This is a genomic window from Aeromonas sp. s7(2024) (genome assembly GCF_040907825.1).
In the GTDB taxonomy this organism is placed as follows: Bacteria; Pseudomonadota; Gammaproteobacteria; order Enterobacterales; family Aeromonadaceae; genus Aeromonas; species Aeromonas veronii.
This window is the reverse complement of the sequence record NZ_JBFOCM010000023.1, coordinates 62103-88297: the sequence shown is the minus strand read 5'-3', so window position 1 is coordinate 88297 and position 26195 is coordinate 62103. Positions and strand designations below refer to the sequence as shown.

At 53.5% G+C, this 26195-nt stretch carries 33 protein-coding genes; 11 read left to right on the top strand and 22 right to left on the bottom strand.

The window, feature by feature from the left end; all coding sequences use genetic code 11:
- Window positions 1–13: 13 nt before the first annotated feature.
- Window positions 14–406: a helix-turn-helix domain-containing protein gene (locus AB5Y73_RS10135; RefSeq protein WP_368147549.1), complete on the bottom strand. Its 393-nt coding sequence runs from the start codon at window positions 404–406 to the stop codon at window positions 14–16.
- Between the two features lie 124 nt (window positions 407–530).
- On the opposite strand from AB5Y73_RS10135, the gene AB5Y73_RS10130 reads away from it, so the two are divergent.
- The 8 genes from AB5Y73_RS10130 to AB5Y73_RS10095 all read left to right on the top strand — a co-directional run bounded on the left by AB5Y73_RS10130 (window position 531) and on the right by AB5Y73_RS10095 (window position 7292).
- Complete coding sequence (locus AB5Y73_RS10130; RefSeq protein WP_323968367.1) at window positions 531–782, top strand: hypothetical protein; 252 nt, start codon at window positions 531–533, stop codon at window positions 780–782.
- Window positions 769–2304, top strand: coding sequence for a replication initiation factor domain-containing protein (locus AB5Y73_RS10125; RefSeq protein ID WP_139495663.1), 1536 nt, complete (start codon window positions 769–771; stop codon window positions 2302–2304). Before AB5Y73_RS10130 ends, AB5Y73_RS10125 begins: the two co-directional genes overlap by 14 nt.
- Before the next feature lie 34 nt (window positions 2305–2338).
- The gene (locus AB5Y73_RS10120) at window positions 2339–2659 is read left to right on the top strand and encodes a hypothetical protein (protein ID WP_247822795.1); all 321 of its coding nucleotides are present in this window, start codon (window positions 2339–2341) and stop codon (window positions 2657–2659) included.
- 298 nt (window positions 2660–2957) lie between these two features.
- Window positions 2958–3173, top strand: coding sequence for a Flexible pilin (locus AB5Y73_RS10115; RefSeq protein WP_139731406.1), 216 nt, complete (start codon window positions 2958–2960; stop codon window positions 3171–3173).
- A 111-nt stretch (window positions 3174–3284) separates the two neighbouring features.
- On the top strand, window positions 3285–4712 hold the full coding sequence (locus AB5Y73_RS10110; RefSeq protein ID WP_368147547.1) for a hypothetical protein: 1428 nt from the start codon (window positions 3285–3287) through the stop codon (window positions 4710–4712).
- Between the two features lie 4 nt (window positions 4713–4716).
- Window positions 4717–5031 (top strand): DUF2523 domain-containing protein, encoded by a 315-nt coding sequence (locus AB5Y73_RS10105; RefSeq protein WP_323968369.1) that lies wholly within the window; start codon window positions 4717–4719, stop codon window positions 5029–5031.
- A complete protein-coding gene (locus AB5Y73_RS10100) occupies window positions 5032–6234 on the top strand; it encodes a zonular occludens toxin domain-containing protein (protein WP_323968370.1) in 1203 nt (400 codons plus the stop codon).
- A gap of 725 nt (window positions 6235–6959) precedes the next feature.
- Window positions 6960–7292, top strand: coding sequence for a hypothetical protein (locus tag AB5Y73_RS10095; RefSeq protein ID WP_156808826.1), 333 nt, complete (start codon window positions 6960–6962; stop codon window positions 7290–7292).
- A gap of 22 nt (window positions 7293–7314) precedes the next feature.
- On the opposite strand, the gene AB5Y73_RS10090 is transcribed toward AB5Y73_RS10095, so the two are convergent.
- The 5 genes from AB5Y73_RS10090 to AB5Y73_RS10070 form a co-directional block, all read right to left on the bottom strand.
- Window positions 7315–7665, bottom strand: coding sequence for a DUF3653 domain-containing protein (locus AB5Y73_RS10090; protein ID WP_368147546.1), 351 nt, complete (start codon window positions 7663–7665; stop codon window positions 7315–7317).
- 473 nt (window positions 7666–8138) lie between these two features.
- Window positions 8139–8411: a hypothetical protein gene (locus tag AB5Y73_RS10085; protein ID WP_279499625.1), complete on the bottom strand. Its 273-nt coding sequence runs from the start codon at window positions 8409–8411 to the stop codon at window positions 8139–8141.
- Window positions 8412–8476: 65 nt separating this feature from the next.
- On the bottom strand, window positions 8477–8737 hold the full coding sequence (locus AB5Y73_RS10080; RefSeq protein ID WP_270817343.1) for a hypothetical protein: 261 nt from the start codon (window positions 8735–8737) through the stop codon (window positions 8477–8479).
- A gap of 853 nt (window positions 8738–9590) precedes the next feature.
- On the bottom strand, window positions 9591–9944 hold the full coding sequence (locus tag AB5Y73_RS10075; protein WP_279499623.1) for a hypothetical protein: 354 nt from the start codon (window positions 9942–9944) through the stop codon (window positions 9591–9593).
- 163 nt (window positions 9945–10107) lie between these two features.
- Window positions 10108–10362 (bottom strand): hypothetical protein, encoded by a 255-nt coding sequence (locus AB5Y73_RS10070; RefSeq protein ID WP_279499622.1) that lies wholly within the window; start codon window positions 10360–10362, stop codon window positions 10108–10110.
- A gap of 214 nt (window positions 10363–10576) precedes the next feature.
- Here AB5Y73_RS10070 and AB5Y73_RS10065 point away from each other — a divergent pair, with 214 nt between their 5' ends.
- Window positions 10577–11008 carry a hypothetical protein gene (locus AB5Y73_RS10065; RefSeq protein WP_279499621.1) on the top strand — a complete coding sequence of 144 codons (432 nt, stop codon included), beginning with the start codon at window positions 10577–10579 and terminating at the stop codon, window positions 11006–11008.
- 28 nt (window positions 11009–11036) lie between these two features.
- On the opposite strand, the gene AB5Y73_RS10060 is transcribed toward AB5Y73_RS10065, so the two are convergent.
- From AB5Y73_RS10060 to AB5Y73_RS10015, 10 genes are all read right to left on the bottom strand, one after another.
- A complete protein-coding gene (locus AB5Y73_RS10060; RefSeq protein ID WP_279499620.1) occupies window positions 11037–11327 on the bottom strand; it encodes a hypothetical protein in 291 nt (96 codons plus the stop codon).
- 222 nt (window positions 11328–11549) lie between these two features.
- A complete protein-coding gene (locus tag AB5Y73_RS10055) occupies window positions 11550–12524 on the bottom strand; it encodes a zonular occludens toxin domain-containing protein (RefSeq protein WP_279499619.1) in 975 nt (324 codons plus the stop codon).
- A gap of 3 nt (window positions 12525–12527) precedes the next feature.
- Window positions 12528–12794, bottom strand: coding sequence for a DUF2523 family protein (locus AB5Y73_RS10050; RefSeq protein ID WP_341535954.1), 267 nt, complete (start codon window positions 12792–12794; stop codon window positions 12528–12530).
- A complete protein-coding gene (locus tag AB5Y73_RS10045) occupies window positions 12794–13906 on the bottom strand; it encodes a hypothetical protein (RefSeq protein ID WP_368147544.1) in 1113 nt (370 codons plus the stop codon). Before AB5Y73_RS10045 ends, AB5Y73_RS10050 begins: the two co-directional genes overlap by 1 nt.
- 59 nt (window positions 13907–13965) lie before the next feature.
- Window positions 13966–14094: a major capsid protein gene (locus tag AB5Y73_RS10040; protein ID WP_005333101.1), complete on the bottom strand. Its 129-nt coding sequence runs from the start codon at window positions 14092–14094 to the stop codon at window positions 13966–13968.
- Between the two features lie 191 nt (window positions 14095–14285).
- Window positions 14286–14540 carry a hypothetical protein gene (locus AB5Y73_RS10035; RefSeq protein ID WP_167572763.1) on the bottom strand — a complete coding sequence of 85 codons (255 nt, stop codon included), beginning with the start codon at window positions 14538–14540 and terminating at the stop codon, window positions 14286–14288.
- Between the two features lies 1 nt (window position 14541).
- Window positions 14542–14883: a DNA-binding protein gene (locus tag AB5Y73_RS10030; RefSeq protein WP_279499617.1), complete on the bottom strand. Its 342-nt coding sequence runs from the start codon at window positions 14881–14883 to the stop codon at window positions 14542–14544.
- A gap of 51 nt (window positions 14884–14934) precedes the next feature.
- Window positions 14935–16683 (bottom strand): phage/plasmid replication protein, II/X family, encoded by a 1749-nt coding sequence (locus AB5Y73_RS10025; protein ID WP_279499615.1) that lies wholly within the window; start codon window positions 16681–16683, stop codon window positions 14935–14937.
- A 438-nt stretch (window positions 16684–17121) separates the two neighbouring features.
- Complete coding sequence (locus AB5Y73_RS10020; RefSeq protein WP_203131437.1) at window positions 17122–17310, bottom strand: hypothetical protein; 189 nt, start codon at window positions 17308–17310, stop codon at window positions 17122–17124.
- A 409-nt stretch (window positions 17311–17719) separates the two neighbouring features.
- A complete protein-coding gene (locus AB5Y73_RS10015; protein ID WP_368147543.1) occupies window positions 17720–18544 on the bottom strand; it encodes a hypothetical protein in 825 nt (274 codons plus the stop codon).
- Between the two features lie 345 nt (window positions 18545–18889).
- On the opposite strand from AB5Y73_RS10015, the gene AB5Y73_RS10010 reads away from it, so the two are divergent.
- Window positions 18890–19249: a hypothetical protein gene (locus tag AB5Y73_RS10010; protein ID WP_107682966.1), complete on the top strand. Its 360-nt coding sequence runs from the start codon at window positions 18890–18892 to the stop codon at window positions 19247–19249.
- Window positions 19250–19283: 34 nt separating this feature from the next.
- Here AB5Y73_RS10010 and AB5Y73_RS10005 read toward each other — a convergent pair whose 3' ends face one another.
- The 5 genes from AB5Y73_RS10005 to AB5Y73_RS09985 form a co-directional block, all read right to left on the bottom strand.
- Window positions 19284–19523, bottom strand: a complete 240-nt coding sequence (locus AB5Y73_RS10005) for a hypothetical protein (protein ID WP_146163484.1) — start codon at window positions 19521–19523, stop codon at window positions 19284–19286.
- 63 nt (window positions 19524–19586) lie between these two features.
- Window positions 19587–20036: a hypothetical protein gene (locus AB5Y73_RS10000; RefSeq protein WP_146163483.1), complete on the bottom strand. Its 450-nt coding sequence runs from the start codon at window positions 20034–20036 to the stop codon at window positions 19587–19589.
- Window positions 20037–20412: 376 nt separating this feature from the next.
- Window positions 20413–20751 (bottom strand): hypothetical protein, encoded by a 339-nt coding sequence (locus AB5Y73_RS09995; RefSeq protein WP_118853817.1) that lies wholly within the window; start codon window positions 20749–20751, stop codon window positions 20413–20415.
- A 372-nt stretch (window positions 20752–21123) separates the two neighbouring features.
- Window positions 21124–22401 carry a site-specific integrase gene (locus AB5Y73_RS09990; RefSeq protein WP_181294876.1) on the bottom strand — a complete coding sequence of 426 codons (1278 nt, stop codon included), beginning with the start codon at window positions 22399–22401 and terminating at the stop codon, window positions 21124–21126.
- A 380-nt stretch (window positions 22402–22781) separates the two neighbouring features.
- Window positions 22782–23084: a YebG family protein gene (locus tag AB5Y73_RS09985; protein WP_005333111.1), complete on the bottom strand. Its 303-nt coding sequence runs from the start codon at window positions 23082–23084 to the stop codon at window positions 22782–22784.
- 170 nt (window positions 23085–23254) lie between these two features.
- Here AB5Y73_RS09985 and AB5Y73_RS09980 point away from each other — a divergent pair, with 170 nt between their 5' ends.
- A complete protein-coding gene (locus tag AB5Y73_RS09980; RefSeq protein ID WP_107682962.1) occupies window positions 23255–24130 on the top strand; it encodes a triacylglycerol lipase in 876 nt (291 codons plus the stop codon).
- A gap of 90 nt (window positions 24131–24220) precedes the next feature.
- Here the strand turns inward: AB5Y73_RS09980 and AB5Y73_RS09975 are convergent, their stop codons facing one another.
- On the bottom strand, window positions 24221–26194 hold the full coding sequence (locus AB5Y73_RS09975) for an SDR family oxidoreductase (RefSeq protein ID WP_107682961.1): 1974 nt from the start codon (window positions 26192–26194) through the stop codon (window positions 24221–24223).
- Between the last annotated feature and the right edge of the window lies 1 nt (window position 26195).

The window sequence follows — 26195 nt, the reverse complement described above, 5'->3', positions numbered from 1 at the left end:
CATTATACACAGTTCAATAAGTGGTGACAGGAAACAAGATACTGAATTTAACATAATATACATTATGCGCAGTGTTGTCTGGCCCGTGGCTGGGGGTCAGGAACATAGCAACCGCAAGGGCTACAGCCGTGCCTGTACCTTTTGTGTACTTCGCAAGAATGTTGTACCAAGCCTGCTTTATCTCGGGATCTGTCTCCCTGACTGCGGCAAGGCTTAATAGCACTTCCTCAACGTCTAGGCCGATTTCCTCGGCAATCTTTTTTGCTGTCGCATCAGTGAGTTGCACTTTGCCAGTGGTCAGGCTGGAGATGTGCGACTTGGTAAAACCAAGCTCGGCAGCGACTTGCTGATATTGGGTTAGCTTTTTGGTTCTCATGTATGCCTGAATCAGTGCTTTTGAGTCCATTTTGCTGTTTCCTCGCTTGCTTCGTTGGGCATATAACACACCTATTAGGGCCAAAAGTCACCCGTTGTTAGTCAGATTTAAATCTGATCTAATCCAGTCAGTCCATTATAAATCTGATTGACCCATGACCCACTTTAGCCCACAAAACCTTGATCTGCCTGCTCTCATTGAGCGCAAGGTCTATTGGCAGGCAGAGCCAACCGGTGATTATTCCGCTTGTGTGGCTGGTCAGGTCGAGATGTTCCGTGATCTGCATGAGCTGCGGGTCTATCTGTCCATGACGTACCCCGATACCGTGTTCGAGCTGGTCGAAGTGACCGAGGACACTTGGCAGGGTTTTTATGATCAGGGAGTCTTTTTTGATGACTGGTCATAACCCCGTTAACGCCATGATGCCGATAAATAGCGTTATCGGCACCAAAACCCTGATCGACTATCTGTCTTTCACTTGGGCACCTGTCGAGTTGATCCAGATGAAAGAGCTTGCCAAGCAAGGTGCGCTCTTGAAGGCTATCCCGCGCTTTGACACCAAGGTAAAGGCCCTTCAAGCGGCCATTTCTGAGCCTCCTGTCGAGGGTCTGCGTTACCTGTGGAAGCGTCCTGTCGGTTTCGCTCCCCTCGCCCACTTTGACAAGGTGACTGACCGTCTGTGTGACAAGGCCGAACGGCTGGGGGTCTCCCCTGCCCCGACTGTCGGTTATGACAAGACCACCGAGCGGTTGAGCCTTCAGGGTGTGCCAAAGTCCCCTGCCCCTGTCGTTACCCTGTCCATGACCGAAATGATGGAGCGGGCGTTGCATTCCAATTACAAGGCCCGTGCTGACATTCGCAAAGAGTTGAAAGCGGTCTGCGCATCCCTGCTCAAGTTCTCCCAGTTCGAAGTGGTCGAGGGTGCCAAGTATTGGGAAGCCTACAACGATTTGATTGACTGCTACGGGGTGCAATTTCTCGATGCCCTGTGCTGCTCTGAGCTTGAGCTGTGGCTTGAAGAGCTTAACACCAAGATCGGGGTGCCTATCCCTGAGCCTCGTTTCACTATGCGCCCTCGCCGCTCCGGTCTGCATGGTTACGCCAACTCGGCCGACCTGCTGTGTGATGGCCTCCCCTGTGGCCTGATTGGTTGGGGTGCTGCCAACCACGGTTGCATGGTGAGTTTTTCCGGTGTGGGCTGTGCCGCCCTCGATATGCAGGCGCTTCACTCTGTTATCTCTAACATGCCCTCTGTCCGTATTACTCGGGTGGATTTGGCGCTCGATGACTACACAGGTGAAGTGATCAGTTATCAGGGTGCTATTGATGGTGCTCAGGCGGGTGAGTTTCATCCCGAGCGGGGCCGTGCTCCGGCGTGGATGAAAATCGAATCCGGTGAGTTCGTTATATCCGAGATTGCCAAGGGCATTGTAAAGCGGTTTGGCATGGCACCGACCAAGGGTTGCTCTTTTTATGTTGGCAGCCGGATTAATGGTAAATGCGCTCGGATATATGAGAAGGGCAAACAAATGCAATCGGAAGAGAACCCAAATTGGGTACGCGCCGAAGGCGAGTTACACAATAAAGACCGGATAATCCCGCTCGATGTATTGATTAATCCTGATCCCTATTTCGCTGGTATGTATCCCCAGTTTGCAAAATGGTTGGATGAAGTGAAGCAATCGGAGTCTGTTCCGGTACGTGTTACCACTTTTAAAAACAAGTTCAAGACCAGTCGGGACAATGCTGTTTTCCATATGTCTCGGATGGCGGGCCGCCTTGTTAATTGGTTAGCAAGTGTTGAAGGGCTTTCCCCTGCAACGATTGTTCACCAATTAACAGCGCATCTTAAGGAAGATGATATTCCGGCGCGGTTAAGAATGCCGCTACCACCCGAGTTTATATCGGGTGAGCATTGTTTAGTTTGACCTATAAATCAGGTTCTTCAACGAGGTAAATATTATGTCCCTGCTCACTGGTGTTTTGGTAACTCGTGTTACTCATGGTTATGGTGTGTCCCGTAAATCTGGCGCTCCTGTCCCTTATGATTTCGCGCAAGTGGAATATCTGGCTCCGGCAAATAATGTCAACAAACCCGAGTGTAATATCCACTCATGGGGTTATGAAGTTCGCCAGCTGGCCCTTCGTAATGATGCGGCAACTATCAAAGAAATGGCCGACTGCCCCAAGCTGGTTGCCATTGATCTTGTGCTTGAAGCCGATCCCCAGAATCCGACCCGCAATGTGGTTGTTGGCTTCCAGCCTACTAAAAAGCCGGTATAACCGCCGCGCACCGAGGAGGAGGAGCGAGAGCGCGCAGCGAGCGACGACGAGGGCGCGATAATGCTTTGTCTAGATATTACCTCCGAAGGGTATGCTCGATTATCTGAGGGGGATTCTTGTAAATATGTGCTCCTGACTGTGCAGGAGCATTCTAGATTGACCGATATATCAAACTGGTTCCAGTTTGATATATCGACAACGACCATGGCCTTCGGTTTTGGATTAGCCATTTGGGTTCTTGGTCTTAAATTGGGCGCGATTGCCCGTGTTATTGTTGGTGCCAAAAGAGGATAAGATAATGCAAGTTTCAACTATGTTTCGTAATGGCTGTATCGCTGCTGTAACTGCTCTTACTACCAGCGCGGCATTTGCCGAAGGTGGCCCTGCTGATGCTGCTGGTAAAGCTTTGGAAGGTGCGCAATCTGATATTGCTGCAACCTCTCCCAAGGTCATGGCCGTTGTTGCCGCTGTTGTTGGTGTGGGCATCCTGATCAGCCTTATTCGCAAAGCCTAAGCCATGTCCCTGCTTATCGGGACGCTCTGGTTTTTGTTTTTTGTCGAGGGATGGCGTTCATCCTTCTCTATTTAAGGCGGCTTCGGTCGCCTTTTTTATATTGGGGGCCGTGTGCGCTTAGGTTGGCTTTTACTGTTATTTCCATCGGCGGCATTTGCTATTGCGGGCTGCCCTGTCGGTGTGCAATTGGGTAACGTTACTTTGGCAACGCCTTTGCCAGCTTGTCTTAAATTCGAAAGTTCCGAACTGGGTGGCTGTGAGGTTAATTGCGTGGGGGTTTGTATTGATCGCCCCTTGCTTAATCAACGTGGGCCAGTGGAGACCACAGGTACGGCTTGTAAGTTTACAGGCTATGGCAGCGGGAACGGCGATTCAGATGGCAGTGGCAATACGCCAGATGAAGGCCCTTCTGGTACTAAACCGATTGCTGGTTGGCTTGATTTTGAACCTGTGATTGGTGATGCCACCGGAACATCTGTTTCGGGTGCTGTTGCTAAGTTAAATAAAAACTTGGGTGTTGCTCTGCGTCAAGTTGTAGAAAGCACTAAGTCAGATACAGCCAATCTCAATTCTATCGCTCATAATGCCGAGTCATTTTCTCGGGATATGAAAGATGCGCTTTATCATATAAAGCAATCATCTAGTCAATTGTCTCAAGTTAATGGAAATCTTGGTGGTGTGGCTGCGGCTCTTAGTACCACAAGGGATTATTTGCAATCTATAGATGTCAAGTTGAGTAATCTTGGCTCTGGTTCTTCTGGTGGCGTTCCTTCTTCTGTTGCGTCTGACGTTGCTGGTATTTCCTCAATGATGGGGGCTTCCCTAAATATGATGTCTAGCCTTCAAGGCAACACAAGCGGACTTAATAACAAGCTTGACGACATTTCTGGAAATACTAAGGCAACCTCTTACTTTGCCAAGGATATGAAAGACTCGCTGAAAAATATTGAGCGTTCTTTGGGTGGTGGTTCTGGCTCTGGTTCGGGTTCTGATGGTGGTTCATCTGCTTGGACTTCTTCTGACGTTGCCTCTCTTGTTGAGAGTTCCGCGACTACTGCAAATCAATCTGAGCAACAGAAGTATGTTTTGCAAGATATGCGCACCGCTCTTGAGATTATGGCCGAGAAGCTTGGCAACGGTGGTGACGGTAGCGGTGACGGTAACGGCTCCGGTTCTTCTATTGATTATTCAAAGCTCCCAGGATCTTCTGATAATCCTCTTTCTGTTAAAGAGGCCAAATATAGCTCTTATTGCTCTGGGGAGAATTGTTTTTTTGATATTGCTGCAACCCAGAAAACTTTGGATGATGCAAAGAAATCTCTTTCTGATAAGCAGTCGGATATATCTAAAGAGGTTCAGGATATATTTGCCTTTCAATTGTCCGGCTCTGCTGGAGTAATTGATTGTTTCGATCTTTTCAGCCATAACGGCAAGAATTATCAGGTTTGCCCTCCTTCCAAGGAATATTGGGCGACCTTGGCGGCGATGATGATGTTTATTTTCTACTTCATTGCTTTGCTTGTTATTTTTAGGAGGTGATTTCATGGAATGGCTTGGTGAGTTTTTTAATTCTTTTTTCAGTGATATTTATCAGTTGCTCGTTCAGTTTGGCGCTTGGCTTTCAATAAAGCTCGTAATTGCTTGGGTTGAATTTAAGCTTTTTTTGCTTACTTTCACTTGGGATGTAGCCAAGGAAATACTTGTGAACCTTCATTTCAGTGATTTAATTTCAACTTCATTCAACTCTTTGCCTGATACAATGCGGTCACTGTTACTTTATTTACACATTGATAAAGGCTTGGCAATCATCACCCAAGCGTTTGTGACGCGCTTTTTGCTTTCAATTATGGGGTGGTAAATGTCAATCAAGATTCATCATGGCGCCCCTGGCTCTTATAAATCATCCGGCGCCATATTTACCGATGTTCTCCCAGCCATTAAGGCAGGGAGGCATATTATTACTAACGTTCGCGGTTTTACCGCTGAGCGTTGCAGGGAGGTTCTAGGTAAGGCTGTTCCTGATAGTTTCGAGGTTACATACATCGAGACCGAATCACAGAGTGGCCGTGATCATTTAGCTCGCTTTTACCATTGGGCTCCCAAGGGTGCTTTTTTCCTTGTTGACGAGGTTCAGCGGGTTTTTCCGCCTGCGTGGAGGCAGTCGGATTTAGATCGCCTTGACTACCCGAGCGGGCCAGACGCCGCTAAGGCTGATGGTCGCCCCGAAACAATAGACGTTGCATTTGATATGCACCGTCACCATAACTGGGATTTTGTCTTTACCACTCCCAATATCAAAAAGGTTCATTCTGTAATTAGGGCTGCTGCTGAGACTGCGATACGCCATACCAATATGAAGATATTGGGATTTGGTAAGCGTTATAAAACTGTTTTGCATTTGGCAGATAACAGCGGTTCTTCTATTTCTGACGTTTTGCAAGCCAAGCCATTTAATAAGGTGCCTGATTATGTTTTCAAGCTTTACGACTCAACTACAACGGGTAAGGTCACTGATACCATCGCGGGTTCTTCGATATTGCGAGATCCTAAAATACTTTTTTTTATGGTCTTTATCGGACTCTGTATATTCTTTGGTTTCATCAAGCCGGATTATATTGATGCGCCTGCTAAGGCCGCTGCGGTTTCTTCTTCCGGTTCTTCGTCTGATGCTAAAGTGGGTTCTTCGTCCGGTGCTGGGGTACGTCCTAGCGGCGCTCCTGCTGCGTCTGCTGGCGGGGTTCTTTCTGTAGGGCCGTTTGCGGGGCACAAGCTGATCATCAGCTGTCACCAGCTGATAAAGGATGAACGGGGATCATATCGGGTTGAGTATTGCTTTGCCCTGCGCAAGGGTGACGATGTGCAGCCCGTCTACAGTGACGATTGGCCGGATCAGCTGGCCAGTGTGGACGCTATGAGCGCCTGCCATGCCGTTGTGAAGTATCAGGGCAAGCCTGTTGACGTTTATTGTGATCCAGATGGTGACGCTCTTCGCCGTAAATACAATGCTGCCCTCTTTGCGGGTGGTGATACCAAAAACAAACCAAGTGATGACCGGACATAAATACCAATGACTGCGCAACGCGGTTATTTATGTTAAATACAGATGCTGGGGCGGTGTAACGGGTGTGGTTTGCCTATGTTGAGCTGTGCGAAACATGATGAACATCAATTCCGCAGGGCGCTTGCGTCCCGAGGACCTATGCCCCGATGCGTCTGCCTCCCCTTCTGCTGACCAGCGGCGGGCCTTTCCACTGAAACACCCCCCTTCCCTGCCAAACCGATCTTTAGTGCCCCAGTCAGAGCGACCAGTCGTAAGGGTTGAGGAAGGAGCGCAGCGAGGACGAAACCCTGTAGGCTATAGGGCGCGGGTGGTGCCTGCCTATTCCTCCTGTCGTAGACAAGCCGCTCCCAAGGTCTTTCGCCGTCTTTGTCTTTGGGGCTGCGGGTTTTCCGGTGCGGCTCCCCCCGTGTAGTAATACGGGGGGAATACTACCCCTTCCCTCTACCCCTACCGTCTACCCCCCGCCCCTTCCCGTTCTGCCCTTGACCACTCGATGGTGGGGCCATACGGGCAACCACTCGGCTAAGGCTTACTCGGGCGAGTGTTTAGTGCAGGGGCGTTCTTACTAAAGCGCGGGGGGCGCAGCCTCCAGCTTTTGCGGCGCTACGCGCCGACATATGTTTTTTCTATCAACCCATCTTAATGATAGTTGTTGATTATAATTGACACAGTTGACAGTATAGTTTCTGGTTGTGGTAAAGCCATTGATAACAAGAGGGATTCTTATGGATACAACCTTAAAAATACTATGTCATTTGTTTAGTTTTGACCTTCTCAAGAATGCTAGCCCGATGGTTGTTGCCTTGGCTCATCGTTCAATTCGGTTTGGCTTTGATAGTCTATCTGTAGAGCAGAAATTGATTCTTAAACCCTTTCTATCCGTTAAGTGTTCTGGTTATGAAGATGTGGATGGTGCGCATCAGTGTTCGAAGGTGTTAGAGGGTGAAGATCTTTTGGAGGCTTATGGAGCATCGGGCGGGTCTTGGTTCATTCAATGTCGTCACTGTCACGCAGCAACGAAGTGCATTGCTTATTGCGCTTCGGCGGATGATAAATAAATGGGGGCCGTAGCCCCCAAGCTCACATTACGCCAAGTTTCTTTCTCCAATAGAAAGCAGCCATTTGCCGTTCGGATCGCTCCACCTGGATGATGGCAATCGCCTCTATCCTGCGTCTGTCGAATCTCACACCTGTTGGTGATACAAGGCAATCATTCATCATTCGCCAACCTTCCCAGTCTTTCCAAATTGTGGGCAGTTCTCTCCCTGAAGCCATACGCATTAGCCGTTTATAGACAGGTGGGATCTCTTTGCCTTTATCCCAATATGTGACCTGCCTCACAGAAATAAAACAAAGATTGGCCGTTTCTTCAATTGATAAACCGCACTCAAACCATCGAAAAATGAAGTTTTTGGTCAACTCTCGTTCCATCCAAGTAAATACCTGATAAACCAGCAAAATTGCGTGGATTGGCTTATCGGCGGGTTTCGGATGGGCATTTAACAAAACGTCGCATTATGCGCAATCACCCAGTTGTCCTGGCTGATGCCGATAAAGCTAGTTATCGGCGTTGCCGTCGTTCGTCACCGGTTACCCGAAATCGTGCGCTCGTTCCTCGCATCCCACTTTCGGGTAACCGTTACCTAATTACGAATGCTGCGCACTTGGGCAAACAGCCAAGTGCCAGCGAGCAAAAACGAAGTGGATCCACCGAACAGGATGGCGTGGAATTAAAAAACCCGTCCACACCCCCTAAACGGGGGTATGAACGGGCTGTTCGAAACCACGCACGATAAGAGCATAGGGATACAGCAAAGTAAAACCAGTGCGGCCTTAGGTGGATGGCCAGAAGCAAGCGAACCGTTAGAGGTAACAGTTACCGATAAAGTCCGCTGGGCCTACTGTCAGTGGGTGTCAACATCAGCAAGGCCAGAGGCAATACTAGTTATGGCTTCAATTTGAGAACCAAGGCGCTGCAAAATGAATTCAAAGTCATCAAGAGAGAAGCCGTGACCAGTCAAGCAAGAAAGGCCGTCAAGCAACTCCGAATGCTCTGCAATTGCATCCAAAAGAAGAGATGCAGAAACAGAATCGCATGATTTTTTTTCATGCGAAGCACGAGAGCCAATAAAGGTAGAGAATTCCTGAGTTTCCGAAGTGTTAGAATGTTCAAGCATTTGATTTTCTCCATAGATGATAATGCAAGCCGGAGTTGCAGCTCCGGCATTTTTTTGGGTAACAGTTACCCATAAATGGGGTTCTGAACCAGCTTTGGCTGGTTGCCGGGAAACATATCCTTCAAATCAAGACCTGTCTTTTCGAGAATCTCCTTTTTGTGACGGTAATAGGTCGAGGGAGGCACTACATCAAAAAGCTGTATATCCCTATCCCAGCGGCGGTTATCGGTAACAGTTGCCAAATAAAGGCAGCTGTAATAAGTCGAACGAGCACCAAAACTAAGCCCCCTTATCTGAGCTGGACTAAGAAACCAATACTGTGACATGGCACCTCCTTAACTATCATAGTGGGATTGATAAATACCAATATAGCAAAGCGCGTAGCCATTGCAAGAGTGCTTTATTTCACTATGGGAGGGGTACGGTAAAAGTCCGCACCTAAGTAACTGATTCAAAGAGAAAAGAAAAAACATACCGTAGGTTAGTACGGTAAAGTCCGGGTGTTACTGGACCCCCGGACTCGACAGACCCAAACCCCCTGCCCCACAGCACCGAAAAGATTCATTGCCTCATGGCGAAAAGACGCCAAGAGGCCTGCGGGCTTCGCCCCCCGCGGGACCCTGAAAGACAAGAGCGTAAGACCTCAGCATGGGCTTGTCTCCGACACGAGGCAGGGATTGATACCACACGCGCCCATAGCCTTCGGCTGGCGCTCTCCAGTGGCCTTAAAGACGGTTTGGCAGGGAAAGGGGTGGTGCCATGAACGGGAGACAGCAGAGCCGACGCTGCGCGTCGTGAGTCGCGCTAGGAAACCGCATAGCCTCGGGGTAAGTGCGAGGGTTGCGCTTACAGCCCCTTCGGGGCTCGGGGTCGACGAAACCGAGGGGTGTATCAATGGTTCGCGCAGCTCACCATCAAGCTGTTAACACAGTGCAATTAATTCCAGTTAAACCAAGTGTGTTAAAGAATTGATTTCCGTTACAGATATCAAGATTGTTTTGGTAACTGTTACCGCAATTGACTGCGCCAAATGCGGGTTATATTAAACATCCCTTCGGGAGCCCCCTGCCCCTGCGGGATTTTGGCAGGGGGCCGAGTCTTCAACATAACCCCGAACATTATGCGCAGTCATGCTTGTAGGCAGAACAAAGGGGCCGGAGGCCCCTAGATGCTTGCGCGTCATGCTTTCACAACGCTCAGTCGGTAGTTATTGGGTTTTTCAGTCGCTGATTCACTCACAACAACATTCAAATCATGAATAGCTGAACCATTATGGGTCAAGCTCAACTGCACAAGAGCCTTGTCACTGATGGCTTTGTGCAAAGCCTGATTGAGATCAGCCGCTGATGGCTCATCTTGTAATGTCAAAACGAAGAATTTGTCAGAGAGTCTTATCCCCTTAGTCACTGAATCTCGACGATAACCAGATGTTGTAACTCGGTTGTACTCGGAAAGGCTAAACGGGCTCGCTTCAATCTTCTCTGGAAACAAAAATGTCAGCTTAAAGTCTTGATGGGTATAGTCGGTAGTCATGGACGCATCCTTGGGATTGTAGGCATTAGGTAGTGGACAGGTTTGCCGCACCAGAAGATCAGAGTAGAGAACGCGATACGTTTCTCTACTCATTACATCCGACACTAACAAGGGGCCACATAGGCCCCTTGATCATTGATGCCGATAACTAGCTTTATCGGCATCATTCTGTTTCAAGAGCACCCTCGATCAGATTTGCATAGCTGCTCAAATATTCGAGTTGTGTCCCAAGATCCCCGCCAGCTGAGACGTTTGCTTTAATCAACTCAAGAGCACAAGCTACTGCCATTGCTCGACGATCACTAGGCTCTGCACCTTGGTAACGAGTTGCTCTGGTTGACGTTAAACGCTTCGGAACACCCAGACATTCGACAAAAACAGAACCACTTCCAGATTCAGCAACCAGCGTATCTGACATATCTCTACCCCTAAATGTATGAGCACCATGCTCCATACGGATATTGGGGCTATTGCTTGTAAACCAAGCCCTTACTGACAAAAAACCTACTTCGTAAGAGATAACACCCCTCCCCCGTGGATGTTGTGAGCATGGTTGTCTGGGAATTTCCCCCGTATTACTTTTTGGAGGTCTTCACGTTTAATGAAAAACAGAAACAATTGGGATGTCACCAATGAGAAATAGCTGCACGGTTCGGGATTATCGGCGGCTGGATGAGTTGACCGCCGGCGTCGACCTGTTGGCACAACTGCGGCGCCATCGGTTTCGGCGGCTAGATATCAGTGTGCCCGATGACCACCAGTTGCTGTGGTTCGACGTGTTCCCGTTGGCCGGTGCGTTGGTGCTGGTTCATCAGGACACCCCGTTGTGGGTCTGCCGCTGGCAGTTGGTTGACCGGGTGGCGGTCATCCACGACTGGCGGGCGTTTTGGTACACCCATCGACAGAATTTTGCCCATCTGCCGCTGGAGGCGATTTTCTGGCTGTCCGATCGTTACCTGGTGAAATGGGACGTCACTGGCGGTGGCCACTTTTGGCGGCGCTGCCTGCGGGAGGCCCGCGCCCGGGGTTTGTCGGTGAACGCTGGTGCCATCGGCCAGCCCTAAACATTGCTCACCGGGTCGGATGGCTCGGTTAGCCGTGTTCTATGGGCGCGACCTCGCGGCGTGCAGCATGCAGAACGTCGGACATTGTTCCCGGGCTGACCCGTCGCACAACATCCATAGGCCTGGCACTACCCAGCCAGCCATTGGCCGACTGGAACCAGATCGCTAGCGCAACAGGACCGCGCTGGGTTTGCAGGACGCTGATGATCTCGGTCAGTTCGGGTGATGATGGCAGGTTCAGCTCGGCCAGACGGAGGACATAGCCTCGGGCCAGCAGCTCCTCACGGGTTACGACCCGAAAAGGCGATTTTTCTCCCATTTTTCTCTCCTCTGGTGTGGGCCTACTCTGTGAGACGTTGAAGGTCAAAACAGAGGTTTTGAAGGTTAAAATGGAGATGTTGAAGGTGAAACTTCATATTTTCATTACATGAAGACAATTATTATTGGTAACTGTTGCCGTAAATAATGATGACCGGCCATCCGCCTGTCCGCCGCCCGCCAGCGGTCGTCGCCCAGTCGCACGGCCCTGCGCCTGCGGCGCCTACCTGTTCGCCATCAACGCGTCTGCGTCCTGTTGCAGATATCCTACCAGATCAGCATCCCGTATCACCCACTGGGCCACACCATCTCCAGCGTGGGCCAGCAGCAGCACGTCGGCGCCCTCGACGCGATAGGCCGGAAACGTGTCCAGACTCGCATATCCCCCGCCCTCCCCCAGTTCGACACGGTATTCGGGGTGACCGTTCACCACTACTCGGGAACGGAAAAATGCCTGCGGGATCGGTGGCGGCAGGCTGGGCTCGGCACTGGAGACGGCGGCGGACACCGCCCCCTGCTCGGCGGTGGTGACGGTGGCGGCCTGCTCTGACGGGATATCGCCCTGCCCCTGCTGCCAGATAGACCAGAACGACCAGGCAAACAGCGAAACTGCCGTCAGCAGCGACCCGATGAGCAGTGCAAATTTTTTCAGTGGTGGCCGGGATTTATGGGTATGAACCTCGGCCGAGGTATACAGCTCATACAGCGTTTTATCAAAGGGCTTTTTGGTGATCAGTGCGTTTTTCTCTCCCTGGGATGGTTCCGGATCCTCGTTACATGAGTTCCACTCGAAAACTTTCCGGTGCTCCATGCCAAAAGGCCTGTACGCGTGCAGGTGCCGCCCGACAGTTTTACGAGCCAGCACGTCGATGAGTTTCGGGTCTGGGGTCATCAGGATCAGGTCGATCCCTGCGTGACGATGCTCGTTCAGGTACTGCACATGGTGCGGCACTCGGGCACCGCTGGCGCGGGGGGGCATAAGTTTTTGGCATTCGTCGATCACCACGATGGACCCTGCTGGCAGATCTGGCCAGGTGGTCGGGTCCTCCAGTGGAAAACAGCGCAGACGGTCGTAGGCCAGGCCATCTATGTTCGCGAACAGCGGCCGGATCCGCTCGCCGTTCGCGTTGTCGCGGATCATCTCAACGGCCAGCAGGGTTTTGCCGCTCCCTGGGCGGCCGGTGATGAGGGTGATCATATGTTACCTCACACGCATCGTGGTCAGCGCCGCCATGGCCAATCGTGCGGCATAGGCGGACAGGATCAGGTTGATGCACAGATCGATGCGGGCCAGCCCCATCAGCCCCAGCGCCGTTGCAGGAAGCCCGGTGACCAACGCTCGGATCTCCGAGGTAGCCAGCGACAGAATGGCGTCTAGTCCCTGATAGGACACAACAGCAACACCCAGCGCGAGCATAATTCTGGCCACGAAATTTCCGGCCATTAGTGTCCCAAATGCACCCCACATCAGCTAGGCCTCCCCACTCCGACGATCACGATCGATAGGAACCCAAACAGCGAAAGCAGTCGCATAACTGGGGCGACAGCGCTCTCGATCAGCCCGCACAGGGTCGTGTAGTCGATGGAAAAATTTTGCCCCATGACTGGGACAACCGTGGGCGCTGGGCACTGGCGGGGTAACCAGCCGCTCCCCCAGTCGTAAAAACGGCGCACGTCGATCACATCCCTGGGCACATCGGCCATCGAGGCCAGATCGGTCTGAGCCTCGGGGTCCGGATCCGGGTTGGGTTTAGTCCCCTCGCCCGGATTTGGGGCCGTCTCATCGACGATGACTGGCTCAAAAATGTCGGGATATAGCCCTGGACTGATCTGTATCGCGGCAGGGTTAGACAGGACCATATCGGCAAATTCGGCATCGGAAATTTCACCGCCGTTTTCCGGCTCGACCTGTTGTTCCCCGCGGGCCCAGTTACGTTTGTAGTTCCACAGGTCGCCAGGCTGCGGGTTATTGAGGTCGCCCCAGGTGGTGTAGAAGATCCCGCGCTGGACACTGGGTGGGATGTCCGGTGTACGCCAGCTGTCCGCTGCGCCACTGGGGCCAGCAGTTTTGAGGACCCAATAGCCGGTTTTTTTCTCGATACAGGGCAACCCCTGGAGCGTTTTGACGCGTGTGCCATCGGGGCCAGGCAGAAAAACCCAGTCACGGGGGCATTCCCCAGTAGCGGTCGATGGCCGCTGTAACCAGCCGTTGATCAGATCGTACCCGGCGTAGGCGGCTGCGGCGGTGATGGCGCCGACCGCCGCACAGCGAGCTGCCCCCGCAGGTGACAAGCAGGTGCGACCGAACCGCGCCAGGGCGTCAGGCACGACCCGTAAAACGCGGTTAACCCTGACCGCGTTCCCGAATCGGTCCCGAGCATCGATAACGGCGCCGACGGTTCGGGCTGTTCGGTCGATGCTGGTGACACCAACGATCCGCCCAGTGGTGCCGTTGGCCACCCGAACTGTGCCCGCCCCAGGGAACAACTCGACCACATCCGCGTGCACCGGTGCAGTGAGCGCGATCAGTGGTAGAGCAGCCAAAAGGCTCCGATTACTGCTGATATGTACAGCCACCATTCACTCCCCATACTGTTGGCCTCCGATATAAAGAGGGGGGCTGCGGCCCCCCTAGTTCCTTACTTAAACGCTCCGCGCACCCAGGTGAACGTGCGGATCGTGACGTACACGGACAGACAGGCCAGCCCGATCGTGGTGATCTGAGTGACAGCGCCGGTGATCGCCGTGGTGATGGATGTAAGATCCATAAAAAACTCCTCATAGGTTGTGATTTAGCGGATTATTTTCCGCAGTTGACGTAGGACCCACGCAGTGGCCCAGAGCAGGCCGATGGCCTGCACCAGTTCGACCGCCTGCGCGGGGGTAATATCGGGGAGCAGATCCATTGTCTGTCAGCCCCCCAGAATCGGTGTTGTGGCCAGCCGTCTCTCTGCCAGCATCAGCTCTGCGCCTCCGGATCCCGGTACTGTGTGTCCAGCACGCGAGCGCCATCGATCTCGTGCCCCGGCACGACGTAAAACCCCATCTTCTCCCCGACCAGCCGCTCAAAATGGGCCACGGGATCGGGCAGGAGTTGCAGTGCTAGCGGCGGGATGATCACATCGACGTCGCCCTCTGCTGTGCGCACGATAACGGAAAAATCCCGAGCTTGTTTAACGCCGGCCAGCACGCCGGTGACAGTGGTGACATGCATGTCAGAGCCCCAGGATTTGCTGTTTTGCGTCGAGCATCAACGCGGACCCTGCCCCACGTTTTCCGGTGTAGGCCTGCACCCAGACTGGCAGACTGAGAGTCTGACCGCGCAGCCCCTCGAGCTGACGCGGCAGTCCCGCATCGACGGCGGCCTGCGGCAGACGGACCTCGACCAGCTCGGCAGTCTCGCCGCCATAGGCGTCGAGGGTGGTCACCCGAACCCCGACCGTGTGACGGATGATCTGGCTATCGCCGTTGCGGAACGTGTCCTGTTTTACCCCAGCGATTTCACCGACCAAATACAGGCCGGCCGCACCGACAGTGGGTTGGGTTTTGTCATTCATCTGATCAGTCCTTTTTGGTAACTGTTACTGAAATTAGTGTCATAAAATCCCTTACACCAGACGCAACTGCGGGTGGCGGGGTACGGTGGGAACACGGAGATCTGCGACCTCCGACTGGACGACGATCAGATCCCAGTCGACCTCGGGCGGGAAAACGCCCGCGTGCGTGCTGAGCTCGCTCGCAGCGCTGCGCCGCAGGAAATCCGCGGTCTCGTACAGCTCACTGGGAGGCCCAAAAATCCCGCTGTGCTCGGGAGCTGGCCGCCCATCGTCAGTGCCCACGCACGCGACCAGCCCGTCGCCCACAGCGCGGCGGTGACGGTGCGGCACGGTCATAAGGTCCTGATCGTCCAGCCAGCGGTCCAGATTGGCTGGTTTAAACCAGGCGGGCGCGGCGCTGACTGCCTGCACCTCGAGCACCGACCGGAGAGAGACCACGACACCGGCCGCGAGGCGGCTCTCGGCGGTCCCGTCACAGGACTGGAGGGCTGCCAGCGAGATCCCGGCGTCGACGAGCTCGCCGATCGTCCTGTACCAGGTGGCCTGGGAGGCAGGAGGCGACAATTTGGCGGCTGTCCAGCCGCGATCGATGATCGCCCGCAGGTGGGTCAGGGCGCGGCGCGTGCCCATGCTGCGGGCACGCCCAACGGCATTTTCCTCGTAATAGGTGGTGATTTTCTGCTCGAGTTCGATCTCGTTCGAGAGTGACATGCTAGGGTCTCCCCAGAGTGCGGTTAGGACCGGGCGCCAGACGTGTGCCCAGAGGCTGTGGACAAAATTTGTACCGGCATCAGCGAGCTGGCGCTCGCAGCGGATGAGATCGAGGGCGGTGCCGTCCCAGTCGGTGATACCGAGGCGTTCGAGCTGACCGACCAGCCCGCGGCGCATGGTCCGGGCCTCGAGGCGCAGCAATTTCTCGCAGTAGGCTTGATAATCGGGGTCGGACAGGGCCTCGACCCGAGCTGCGAGGGCAGCGTTACCGGGGTCGCGACGGAGCTCCTGAGTCAGGCGTTTTTCCTCCTCTCGGGCCTCGGGCCCTTTGGGGTAGGCAGCCCCGCGCTGGTGCTCGCTGCGTGGGTTGACGTACACCGTGTCGCCGGATTTGGCGAGAATCTTCTGCTCAAGCTCGGCGTAGGTCCCCGTAGAACCGGCGGCGTGGACGTGCCCGATCTGCACGTGACTGATGCGCCGCAGCAGGGCGCTGACGTCAGCCACGGTGGCGCAGTGCACACCGGAGGTTGAGTCGACGCGCATGACCTGACACCCAACCACATCGACCAGGGCGGCGAGGTCCGGGCAGCCACGGACAAATGCAGACATCGCGATCGGGAGGGCCTGACCGAGTGTGTGAATATCGCTGAACGCGTTGAAACCGTAGGAAATTTTGGTCGGATTGATTTTCGCGGACACGTAGGGGTCTAACCCCAGACGGGCATTGCCACGAGGATAAATTTTTATCGCCATCGACCCGAGATGGGACTCGATGGATTCGAATGGGGTTTTCAGTTCGTCCGTGATCACTGACCCGTCGGGCTGGAACGTGACCTCTGCACACAGGCGCAGGTCAGGCACCAACGAGGCCAATTGCCTCAGATCGACGTCAAAAGTTTTTTCGGTGGAGAGGCTAACGATGCCGTCGGATTCGACCGCATCGGAGGAGCCCACACAGCAGCGTGGGTCGAACAGGAACCGGAATCTGAGCTCAACGAAATCGTTGAACGTCACGAACCCGGCCAGCGCCGTTTCGATGGCCGAACTGAGAGGTTTTTTTTGTGATACGGGCTGTGATACGGGGTCCATGCGCCTATCCGAGACAATGCTAATGAAAAAAATCCGGCCTCGGCGCCAAGGCCGGACCAACAACAGTTTTTTCATTACCCCGGAGGGTGCATTGCCCGAAGGCGTCATATCCCGAAGGATTTGATTGAGACACGAATGTGTCTCGAACTGACCGCTCCACATAAAACGTGGAACTCGAGCATCCTGCCACAGGGTCAGACGGAACACAACCGATTTTTACAGGTGAAAACAGACCCCAAATAGGCTAAAAAAGAGTCTCAAACGACATCGAATTTATCACGGTGAGAATTGGGTGGGAGATTACAGTACTCCCACCCGACCCAACCACCCTCCCCCAGACCGACCCGACACACAACAACAAAACCGCCCCCTACGGGGTCGCGCTCTCTGCCGCTGGGCAGGCCGACCGGCGTGGGTGGCCGAGTGCGGACGGCTAAATCAGCTGTCTGGCTCGCTATCTGCCACCGCCCGGTTGAACTCGGCGAACTCCGGTGCCTGCTCCTCCCAGTGCTCGATGCTAATGGACAACTGCTCTATCAACTGCTCATTGGCGTCATACGCATCGATCAGTCGTTCCAGCAGCGCCAGCGCCTGCTCGTACTCCTCCCGGCTAGAGATCTCCGTCATTCTGCCACCGGTGCCAGCTGGGCTAGGGTCGCGGAGCGAATCGATTCCAAGATAGAGGCCGCGTGCTCTGGGGGGATGGGCGCATCAAACCCTGCGACTAGAGCACGAATATGACTGTCGAGCGCATCGATGGCCGCTCTGTCAAACGTCACAGTGACGCTGCGGGCCCGTTGGCGTTGGCGGTATCTGGCCTGTTTTTGGGCTGGGGTCAGTGCCGTTCCTGTGCTGGGGCGGCCACGGCGGCGGGGTGTGAGGAGCTGGTCGTCGGTTTGGGTATCGTTGGGGTCGCGCATCTGGAAATCCTTTTTTGGTAACGGTGACCGAAATAGAGTAGCACTATTTATGGTAACTGTGACCAAAAATAAAGACAGGCATCAACGTGCCTGCCCTGATGTAAGAGAACGCAGATCTAGATCAAGGTCGGCTTACCATCGATGAACACGAGGCGCTTGCCATCTTCACGGGGGGCAACACGTGGGAGGATCGTGTTGGTGTCACCGAGGACATAAGAACCGGACTTCAGATAGAAATAGGCATCCGGGGCATCTTTTTTGGGGTGCAGGACGGAGCCTTTATCTGAACGCATTACATAAACGCCGTACTGGCCGGCAGGCAATTTCATTACATTGGAAAATTCCGTGCCATTAGCGGGCCGGACCACCTTGATGTAATGGTTAAAGCTCTTGTATGCAGGGTCAAAACAGCTGAAATCAAAGTTACTTTTTGCTAGAAAATCTGCAGGTTCGCACACATACGCATCTAGATTAGGCTTAGCAAAATAACCGTTTAAGGCTTTGAACTCTTCCGGATCTTCAGGCCTCTTCTCGTAATTGGCTTTCAACACACGCAACACAGTCGCAGCTGACCGATAATCTTCACCCGGCTGTAGTTTGGCGGTGAATACTTTAGCCGCGTCCAAAGGGTATTGATCAGCTAGACCTGAGATGAATCCCAGTCCAAGTCCTAACGTTCCGCCACCTAATGAACCAAGGCTTCCGCTGAGATCGTTGGCCAGCAGCATGGCATTGCTGCTCGAGGTTACGAGGGTGTCGAATTCCTGGCTGTAGCTGTTGTCCACAAGTAAATATGGATAACCAGCATAAGCAGCTACGTTCAACGCAACGCTCTTGCTCTTATCCTGAACGAATTGCTGTCCCAAATCTTTGGGGGTGGAGGAGCACCCGGTTATAGCTGCAATCGAAAGCACAGATGCAACAAAAATATTCCCTTTCATTTTTCTCTCACAGAGCCGGGAGCACCGGCAAGTTTTATACGGAGTCAATTGATTTTGTAGGGGATTCTAATGGAAATATTTTCGCGCGATCTAGGCCTGTCTCTATTTTTTCTCACAGAACGTGATGGAGATAGACAATGACGCCTAGTGGTGGGTGCTGAGAGTGAAGTGATACACCGCGCATAATAGACATTATGTTACGGGCGCTCTGCACCCTGCACGATGCCGCTGCGCGTCCCACGTGCTGTGTGCGCCGCGTCCTTGCGATGCTGGCGCATTATTTCGCAAGGAAAACCCTCAACATAATGCTCGCATTATGCGCAATGACGGATGCAGGAGGACAGAATGAAGAAACCCGAGCAATGGAGCCGTTTTGATGTGGTTGACGGCTTGGCCACTGAGGCCGACATGGTTGCCTATCTGCAGGCAGCGCTTGAAGATGGTGATCCGGCGCTGCTGAAAGCTGCGTTGGATGATGTAGAACGTGCTCGCGTAAAACTGAATGGTCAGCCGCGCTATACGCTGGAAGAACTGTTGGCTCAGTGTGACCCCAATTCCACGTCACCAAGTGAAACAGATTGGGGATCCGATGTGGGTTTAGAGCGCCAGGATTATCTGCCGGAGCTGCTGGCCAAGGTCGATCCTGACGAAATCGGTTGGGATTGGGATGCATCCGACAAGTCACCGAAATCAACTGAACAATAAAGAATTACTCACCAAGAGCAGCTTCTGACGGATGTTATTCTTGGTCTGGCCCACGCTCTGTGATGACATCCTCGCGCTCAGTCAGGAAATCTGGAGATGCCGGCTCGGTATCAAAAAAACCATTCCAGTCACGTGACTCTGACGGCTCTGATATAGAACTGCGCTGAGCAAGAGCTGACCGTGCTTCAGACAGGCTGTAAGTGAGCCCCTGTTCTATATCTGCCATGGACAATTCCAGTAGCTGAATCAATGGATCTTTTTGATGTTCGGACATGCCTGACCTTTTCAGCCGATGCCGATAAATGGGGTTATCGGCATCATCGTAAGAGATAACAAACTAGCTTTCAGCACCTAAGGGTAATGGGCCCAAGGCTCGAGAAAGGCTAAGAAACTCATGCTTGGTGGTGTCAGGAAGTACCTGGAACAGCTTTGCTATGTATGCTTGATCTTCTGACAAGCGCTTCATTCTACGATACGCATCATCTACAGGAATCGTAGTCAATACCCCCTTCCCTTCACTCCAGATGCTAAAGATTGCTGCGTTTACGCCCACCCTCTCCATCAGTTCGATAGCTGACAGGCTGCTGACATCAAGCTTGGCAAGAACCTCCTCCCCCAACGACTCCAAATAGCTGTGTTCTAGGTCATACGGAGGAAGCGATTCAAAAAAAGCGATTTTGGACTGAGTAAGATTGAAATGTTGTTCATATCGAACCTCACTCTTCGCTTTCCTCGCCGCTTTTGCTTTCTGTTTGGAGCGCTGCGCTCGTTTTTCTTTGTTGGCCACGGACAACTTCTCTATCAATGAGTGCGAGCCATATGGTGCTACCACATGGATAAACATTCAAGACAACACAGCTGGAATGGATTAACCAAATGTCCCATTTTGAGACATGAGTCCACTATTAAATCAATACGTTGTGCGGAATCCCCCTCACTAATTGAACGTTATGTTTGATTTTCACAGTTATAACTCTCGTTATTACAATGAATATTCTTAGAAATATCTGTCCCCTACTTGAGAGGTCTCTCTCTGGAAATATTGATACTCCTTCTTGTAAAGCAGCCATAAAAATGCCGACTATCGCGATAGATTCCCCTCCCCTTAATTCTCACGGCTTATTGTTGTGGCTGGCATGATTACGCCTTTTTTGGAAGGCGGGTCAATTCATATTCAAGGCACGTTTGGCGATGGCAAATGTGGGTGGCTGGCAGGTCAAGTAGAGGTTGCTGTTGAACTGCTGCAATATGCGTTTGAGCTCGTTCATATCATCGGGATGGAGGGTTAAGGACCAGAGTGCTCTGGGCTGGCCATGATGGAGGCCATTGGTATAAATAATGGTGCAATCTTCGATACGCAACTCTTTGCAGTGGGCCTCCATCTGCAGGCCCGCATCCGGAAACCAGATATGCAGCGTGCCTGAAGATATAAAGGTGAACTGGGCTATGAGAGACCCTTTGCCAACGATCCTGAAGGTCTTTTCCACCACTGCCACTTGCATACCCGCTCCTTGGTATCTCGTTAATATTGATATCAATATCACCAATGATGACTGGATATGCAAGTGTGATAACAAGGCGCTGTTCAACCGAATATGACTGCTTCCGGCATGTTACTTAGCTTTCGGCATCGAGTGTTCTCAGTGTTTCAGCAAGCAATTCCGTTTTTTGCTTCTCTGCTACGGGATAAATATGTATGCCGCAGATGGCAAGGAGCCTGTTCTGAATCATCCCTGTGAGCCAAAAATATTTCCTGAACCGATTGCCATCCAGAGAAGTACAAAATCGCCGCACCAACTTCTATGACATCCCAAACAAGCCATTCTGTGTTCTAAGAGCAGTCAATACAAATCAGGGTCATGTCACGTTGTTCGTTAGTTCTTGTTAATGTTATCTCTCACATGTTGGTTCAATCGGTCCAGCGGCTTTTGCTGGGCGCTCTCATGTCGTTCACTGTTGCTGGTGTGCAGGTATTTCGAAGTGGTGTCGATGCTGTCATGTCCTGCATCGGCTTGTACGTGGGAAAGCGGTCGACCATGCAGGTTGATGTCATGGGTGATCCCGGTGTGGCGGATCGCATGGGGAGAGAGTTGCCGCATTTCGGCCGCATCCTGGACAAATCCATCCTGCTCTGCCAATTCTGCGCCTTTACCGATGATCACCATGATCAAATCCCGTAGCTGGCGAATTCCAAGGTTGGCGTTTAGCTCGCCCTGCTCGCGGCCGTGGGCTGCCGCTTTATGGCGAACGAACAGTGGCGTCTGTTCATCCGGTGTCGGCAAGGGAGAGAGACCGAGGAAACGGCGGTAGCGTTCAAGTGCCGCCAACAGTGCTTGGGATACCGCTACGGTACGCCGTTTGCCCCCTTTGCTTTGCGGAATAAAGTAGCCCCAGACGCCGGTTTTGCGATCCCGCCTGAACTGCCCCATCACGGGGGTAAAGCCCGGCCGGGCTGCAACTTCAGAGATCCGCAGATAGCAGGCGTACATCAGAATGGTGAGAAAACGGCTGCGCTCGTGCTGCTCCGGATGGTCGTTGGCAAGGGTATCGGCGGCCTGCATCACATATGACCACTGCAACTCGCTGAAGGCCTGCACCTGATCATCGGCCTCCTGTTGTTGCGGCCGTTTGACCCGCTGCAGCAGCAGAGCGGGATTCCTGTCCATGTACTCCTCCTGGATCAGGAACTGGAAGAAAGCCGACAGGATGGCGAGCTTGGTCTTCATCGCCTGCTCGCTCAGGCGATAGGGCAAGGTGCGGCCCAGCTCCCGTTTGCCCAAAAACGGTCGCCATTGCGGATTGGGCAACCGCTCTCCCCACTCCTTGTCGAGGACAAACTGCGCCACGTTGCGATAGGCGATCAACACGTCAGGGGGGGACTGACAGTAGTCGAGATAGCGGATCATGATGCGGCGAGTGAGGTCTTTCGGGCTGATGGCCGCCTCGCGAAAGCACCAGTGCAAAAAAGTGGTCAGTTCGCTGCGATAGGTTTTGTAGTTGTTTTCGCTGTTGCGCTGCTCCAGCAGCCAATCGACCGCCAGTTCGTAAACCAGACCGGCATCGGGTACATCGTTGAGGCTGAGGTTGGCAAGGTACTGATTGACCTGTGGGTTACCGGCCTCCAGATAGATAAGGCTGTCAAACAGCGGCATGGCTGGCGGCAAGGATGATGGTTGTTGAGTCATGGTGTTGCTTGTTGATGCTGAGATGAGTTGATATGAGCCTGTGAGCTGAGTTGCTAGAAAAGGGCTCGTGATACATGAATGCGGCTTCTATTGGGATTTGTATTGCCTCTTGTTGTTGCTGATTAAGGTCACCAGGAGCGATCTGGATAACGTTCTCTCCATTGTTTGCTCATTATTTCCTCATAGATCTGGCTGATGTCGCTCAGTGGTGCGCGCTATTCAGTTATGCATTGGATATGCACCGTTGTTAAAAAATTCTCGGGGTAAATAGCCGCAAAAATGGTTTTAAATGCAAATAAAATGAATGCGGTGAGCTGTTTATCCCGAGAAATAGCAGGTCTGTGCAATCAGGCCACCTGCTTGAGTGGCTTCTCCTTGCGCTTGGCTGCTGGGGCCTCTTCCTCTTTCGTGCCTGCCTGAACCTTGCCGCCGCGCAGCAGGGTTTGCAGCACATCGCGCTGCTCTGCCAAGTAGAATGCCAGACTCTCTTGCTGCTCTGGGGCCAGCTCGATCGGGGCGCCAGCCAACAGGGTCATCAACTCATCGGCCGTATCCAGCAGCTTGTCATAGGCATCGGCCTCTTTTTTGCTGGCAAAGGTCATCTTTTCCACTCCCCCACGAACAACCACATATTTGATCTCGACAGCCATGATGGCCTCCTCTTGGTGATGATGGATAGAGTATATGTATGGATATACAGTATTGCAAATAACCTCATCGGAAAAGAGTTCGCCGGGGTTTAGCGACAAAAGCCGCGCTGGATCAAGCTGTCTCAAAGTGCCATTTGACTTCCACGCCTGACTGGTCGGATCATGGCCTTATGACGATCGTACGACACCTGTTTATCCTGCTGATGGTAGAGGTGCTGCTCCTCGGGAGTATCGCCCACTTGGTCGTGGGACTTCCCTGGTTGCTGACCCTGCTGTTTGTCGTGTTTGCCCTGCTTGGGTTGCGTTGTCTGGTGGTGCTCGGTAGCTGGCTGTTTACCCGCTTCTACCCCTCCCCGGCTATCGGCCCTTGGCGCAGGGTGAAGATGATGGCGCAGGAGATGCTGGCCTACCTCTACACCTTCACCTTGCTGTTGCCATTCGAGCCTTTGTTGATGGCGCCCGATCGGCTGCGTCTATGCCAGCGTCCCGTATTGCTGGTACATGGTTACGGTTGCAGCCGCGGGATCTGGCGCACCCAGCGCACCCGGCTGGAGACCGCAGGCCATGTGGTCGCCACCATTACCCTGATGCCACCATTTGGTCATATCGATGAGATGGTGCCGCTGCTGGCCACCCGGATTGACGATGTGCTGGCGCAGACCGGGGCTGACAAGCTGGTGCTGGTCGGTCACAGCATGGGGGGGCTGGTCTGCCGCGACTATCTGGCTATCCATGGTGGTGACAAGGTAGAGCGCCTGATCACGCTGGCTACGCCTCATCAGGGGAGTCAGCTGGCCGCTCTTGGGCTTGGGGCCAATGCCCGCGAGATGGAACCCGGTTCCGGCTGGTTGCAGCGTTTTGCCTCTGTGCCGCTTTGCGTGCCCGGCATCTCGGTGCGCACCAGTCACGACAATGTGGTGATGCCGCAGGAGCGGCAACGATTGGCGGGAATGGAAGATATCGAGTTGCCTGCCATTGGCCATCTCGCTCTGCTTTACTCCCGTCGCACGACAGATCTGCTGCTTGATCTGCTGTCCAGAGTCTGACCCTCCTTAACCGTTCTTCAACTGCTATTGCAAATAAAACAGGGGCCTGATTGCTCAGGCCCCTGTTGATCTCTTTATCGTATCACTCGGTTAGAAGTGGATACCCTTGATCAGGGTCGAGACGGCAACCTGATCGGCGGTGGCCTTGGACTTGTCGCCATCCTTGGGGTCGGCAAAGGTACGGAAGCTGGTGTTCATGATGACCTGAGCGACACGCGGTGCCAGGGCATGAACCACCTGACCAAATACCCCGAGGCGAGTGGCCAGACGAACGTGCTTGTTGATGATGGTATCGCATACCAGATCGGCCGCCTCTTCCGGCGTCATCATCGGTACCTGCTCATAGACCTTGGTCGGTGCGACCATCGGCGTTTTCACCAGCGGCATATTGATGATGGAGAAGCTCACCCCTTTATCGGCAAACTCGGAGGCGGCGGTACGCACCCAGGCATCGAGGGCAGATTTGGAGGCAACATAGGCGGAGAAGCGCGGCGCATTTGTCAACACCCCGATGGAGGAGATGTTGATGATGTGGCCTTTCTTCTTCTCGATCATTGTGGGCAGCACCCCCATGATCACCTTGAGCGCGCCGAAGTAGTTGAGCTGCATGGTGCGTTCCAGATCGTGGAAGCGATCGAAGGAGTCCTCGATGGAGCGGCGGATGGAGCGGCCGGCATTGTTGACCAGAATATCGACGCCGCCGTGATCGGCCACGATGCGAGCGGTGATCTCCTCGGCCTGCGCCAGATTGGAGAGATCCCCCTGATAGATCTCGATGGTCAGCCCCAGCTCGGCAAACTCGGCTTTAGTCTCGGCAATCTTCTGCTCGTCGCGGGCGATGGTAACGACGTTGGCCCCCGCCCCCGCCAGCTTGCGTGCGGTTGCACGACCAATGCCGGAGGTGGCACCGGTCACCAGCACCACCTTGCCCTCTACCCGACCACGCAGGGAGCGATCGATGAAGAGTTCGGGATCGAGGTGACGCTCCCAGTAATCCCACAGCCGCCAGGCGTAGCTGTGCAGCGGCGGCACTTCGATGCCTGTCCCTTTCAGTACCCGCTGGGTTTCGCGACTGTCGAAACGTGTGGGATAACTGATAAGGCGGAACACATCCTTGGGCAGACCCAGATCGGCGATGGCGGCATCGCGGATCCGGCGCACCGGAGCCATGGTCATCAGCATGGCGGTCAGGTGGCGGGGAATGAAATTAAAGAGAGAGGCGTTGATGCGGATCGCAGGCTCCGGCGCATGGGCGGCGCGGGAGAAGGTGCTCAGCATATCGCCGACCCGCATCGGGTTGGGGTCGGTCAGGTGGAAGGTTTTGTTCTCCTCGCCCTCCTGATGGGCGATATGCTCCATGGCATCGACCACAAAGTTGACCGGCACTATGTTGATGCGCCCGCCCTCAACCCCGATGGCTGGCATCCAGGGCGGCAGCAGACGGCGCAGTTTCTGAATGGTCTTGAAGAAGTAATAAGGGCCGTCGATCTTGTCCATCTCGCCGGTATTGGAGTCACCGACAACTATCCCCGGGCGGTAGACGCGCCACGGAATGGTGCACTCATTGCGCACAATCCCTTCCGCTTCGTGCTTGGTCTGGAAGTAAGGCATGTCGAGGTGTTCGGCCTCATCGAACATGTCCTCGCGAAACAGACCGTCGAACAGGCCCGCTGCAGCGATGGAGCTGCAGTGATGGAACTGCCCCGTCCCCAGCCGCTCGGCAAGTTGAACGGCTTGACGGGTCCCTTCGGTGTTGACCTGCTGCTGGATCCCGGCCTTGGCGTTGAGGTCATAGATGGCAGCCAGATGGAAGAAGTGGTCGATCTTGCCGATCAACTGCTCCTGTATCTCGACCGATACCCCCAGCAGCGGTTGCGTCATGTCGCCAAAAACCGGGACTGCGCGCGATTCATCCACATTCCAGAATGCAAATAACTCCGGCAATTTATCCTGATGAGAGGCGCGCATCAGAAAATAGACGATACAGTCGGGATGCTGTTGGAATAACTTTTTGATCAATCGACGCCCGATAAAACCACTACCGCCAGTAATGAAATAGTTCATA

Coding starts and splice junctions, on each gene's coding strand:
- AB5Y73_RS10065 (WP_279499621.1), top strand. CDS start 10,577: ATGAGAAATAGCTGCACGGTTCGGGATTATCGGCGGCTGGATGAGTTG.
- AB5Y73_RS10130 (WP_323968367.1), top strand. CDS start 531: ATGACCCACTTTAGCCCACAAAACCTTGATCTGCCTGCTCTCATTGAG.
- AB5Y73_RS10105 (WP_323968369.1), top strand. CDS start 4,717: ATGGAATGGCTTGGTGAGTTTTTTAATTCTTTTTTCAGTGATATTTAT.
- AB5Y73_RS10030 (WP_279499617.1), bottom strand. CDS start 14,883: ATGAATGACAAAACCCAACCCACTGTCGGTGCGGCCGGCCTGTATTTG.
- AB5Y73_RS10005 (WP_146163484.1), bottom strand. CDS start 19,523: ATGTCCGAACATCAAAAAGATCCATTGATTCAGCTACTGGAATTGTCC.
- AB5Y73_RS09995 (WP_118853817.1), bottom strand. CDS start 20,751: ATGCAAGTGGCAGTGGTGGAAAAGACCTTCAGGATCGTTGGCAAAGGG.
- AB5Y73_RS09980 (WP_107682962.1), top strand. CDS start 23,255: ATGACGATCGTACGACACCTGTTTATCCTGCTGATGGTAGAGGTGCTG.
- AB5Y73_RS10090 (WP_368147546.1), bottom strand. CDS start 7,665: ATGGAACGAGAGTTGACCAAAAACTTCATTTTTCGATGGTTTGAGTGC.
- AB5Y73_RS10060 (WP_279499620.1), bottom strand. CDS start 11,327: ATGGGAGAAAAATCGCCTTTTCGGGTCGTAACCCGTGAGGAGCTGCTG.
- AB5Y73_RS10075 (WP_279499623.1), bottom strand. CDS start 9,944: ATGACTACCGACTATACCCATCAAGACTTTAAGCTGACATTTTTGTTT.
- AB5Y73_RS10040 (WP_005333101.1), bottom strand. CDS start 14,094: ATGGATCTTACATCCATCACCACGGCGATCACCGGCGCTGTCACTCAG.
- AB5Y73_RS10095 (WP_156808826.1), top strand. CDS start 6,960: ATGGATACAACCTTAAAAATACTATGTCATTTGTTTAGTTTTGACCTT.
- AB5Y73_RS10050 (WP_341535954.1), bottom strand. CDS start 12,794: ATGTGGGGTGCATTTGGGACACTAATGGCCGGAAATTTCGTGGCCAGA.
- AB5Y73_RS09990 (WP_181294876.1), bottom strand. CDS start 22,401: ATGCCGCTGTTTGACAGCCTTATCTATCTGGAGGCCGGTAACCCACAG.
- AB5Y73_RS10100 (WP_323968370.1), top strand. CDS start 5,032: ATGTCAATCAAGATTCATCATGGCGCCCCTGGCTCTTATAAATCATCC.
- AB5Y73_RS10085 (WP_279499625.1), bottom strand. CDS start 8,411: ATGCTTGAACATTCTAACACTTCGGAAACTCAGGAATTCTCTACCTTT.
- AB5Y73_RS10010 (WP_107682966.1), top strand. CDS start 18,890: ATGAAGAAACCCGAGCAATGGAGCCGTTTTGATGTGGTTGACGGCTTG.
- AB5Y73_RS10115 (WP_139731406.1), top strand. CDS start 2,958: ATGCAAGTTTCAACTATGTTTCGTAATGGCTGTATCGCTGCTGTAACT.
- AB5Y73_RS10045 (WP_368147544.1), bottom strand. CDS start 13,906: ATGGTGGCTGTACATATCAGCAGTAATCGGAGCCTTTTGGCTGCTCTA.
- AB5Y73_RS10020 (WP_203131437.1), bottom strand. CDS start 17,310: ATGACGGAGATCTCTAGCCGGGAGGAGTACGAGCAGGCGCTGGCGCTG.
- AB5Y73_RS10055 (WP_279499619.1), bottom strand. CDS start 12,524: ATGATCACCCTCATCACCGGCCGCCCAGGGAGCGGCAAAACCCTGCTG.
- AB5Y73_RS10025 (WP_279499615.1), bottom strand. CDS start 16,683: ATGGACCCCGTATCACAGCCCGTATCACAAAAAAAACCTCTCAGTTCG.
- AB5Y73_RS10015 (WP_368147543.1), bottom strand. CDS start 18,544: ATGAAAGGGAATATTTTTGTTGCATCTGTGCTTTCGATTGCAGCTATA.
- AB5Y73_RS10070 (WP_279499622.1), bottom strand. CDS start 10,362: ATGTCAGATACGCTGGTTGCTGAATCTGGAAGTGGTTCTGTTTTTGTC.
- AB5Y73_RS09975 (WP_107682961.1), bottom strand. CDS start 26,194: ATGAACTATTTCATTACTGGCGGTAGTGGTTTTATCGGGCGTCGATTG.
- AB5Y73_RS10135 (WP_368147549.1), bottom strand. CDS start 406: ATGGACTCAAAAGCACTGATTCAGGCATACATGAGAACCAAAAAGCTA.
- AB5Y73_RS10120 (WP_247822795.1), top strand. CDS start 2,339: ATGTCCCTGCTCACTGGTGTTTTGGTAACTCGTGTTACTCATGGTTAT.
- AB5Y73_RS10125 (WP_139495663.1), top strand. CDS start 769: ATGACTGGTCATAACCCCGTTAACGCCATGATGCCGATAAATAGCGTT.
- AB5Y73_RS10035 (WP_167572763.1), bottom strand. CDS start 14,540: ATGCATGTCACCACTGTCACCGGCGTGCTGGCCGGCGTTAAACAAGCT.
- AB5Y73_RS09985 (WP_005333111.1), bottom strand. CDS start 23,084: ATGGCTGTCGAGATCAAATATGTGGTTGTTCGTGGGGGAGTGGAAAAG.
- AB5Y73_RS10080 (WP_270817343.1), bottom strand. CDS start 8,737: ATGTCACAGTATTGGTTTCTTAGTCCAGCTCAGATAAGGGGGCTTAGT.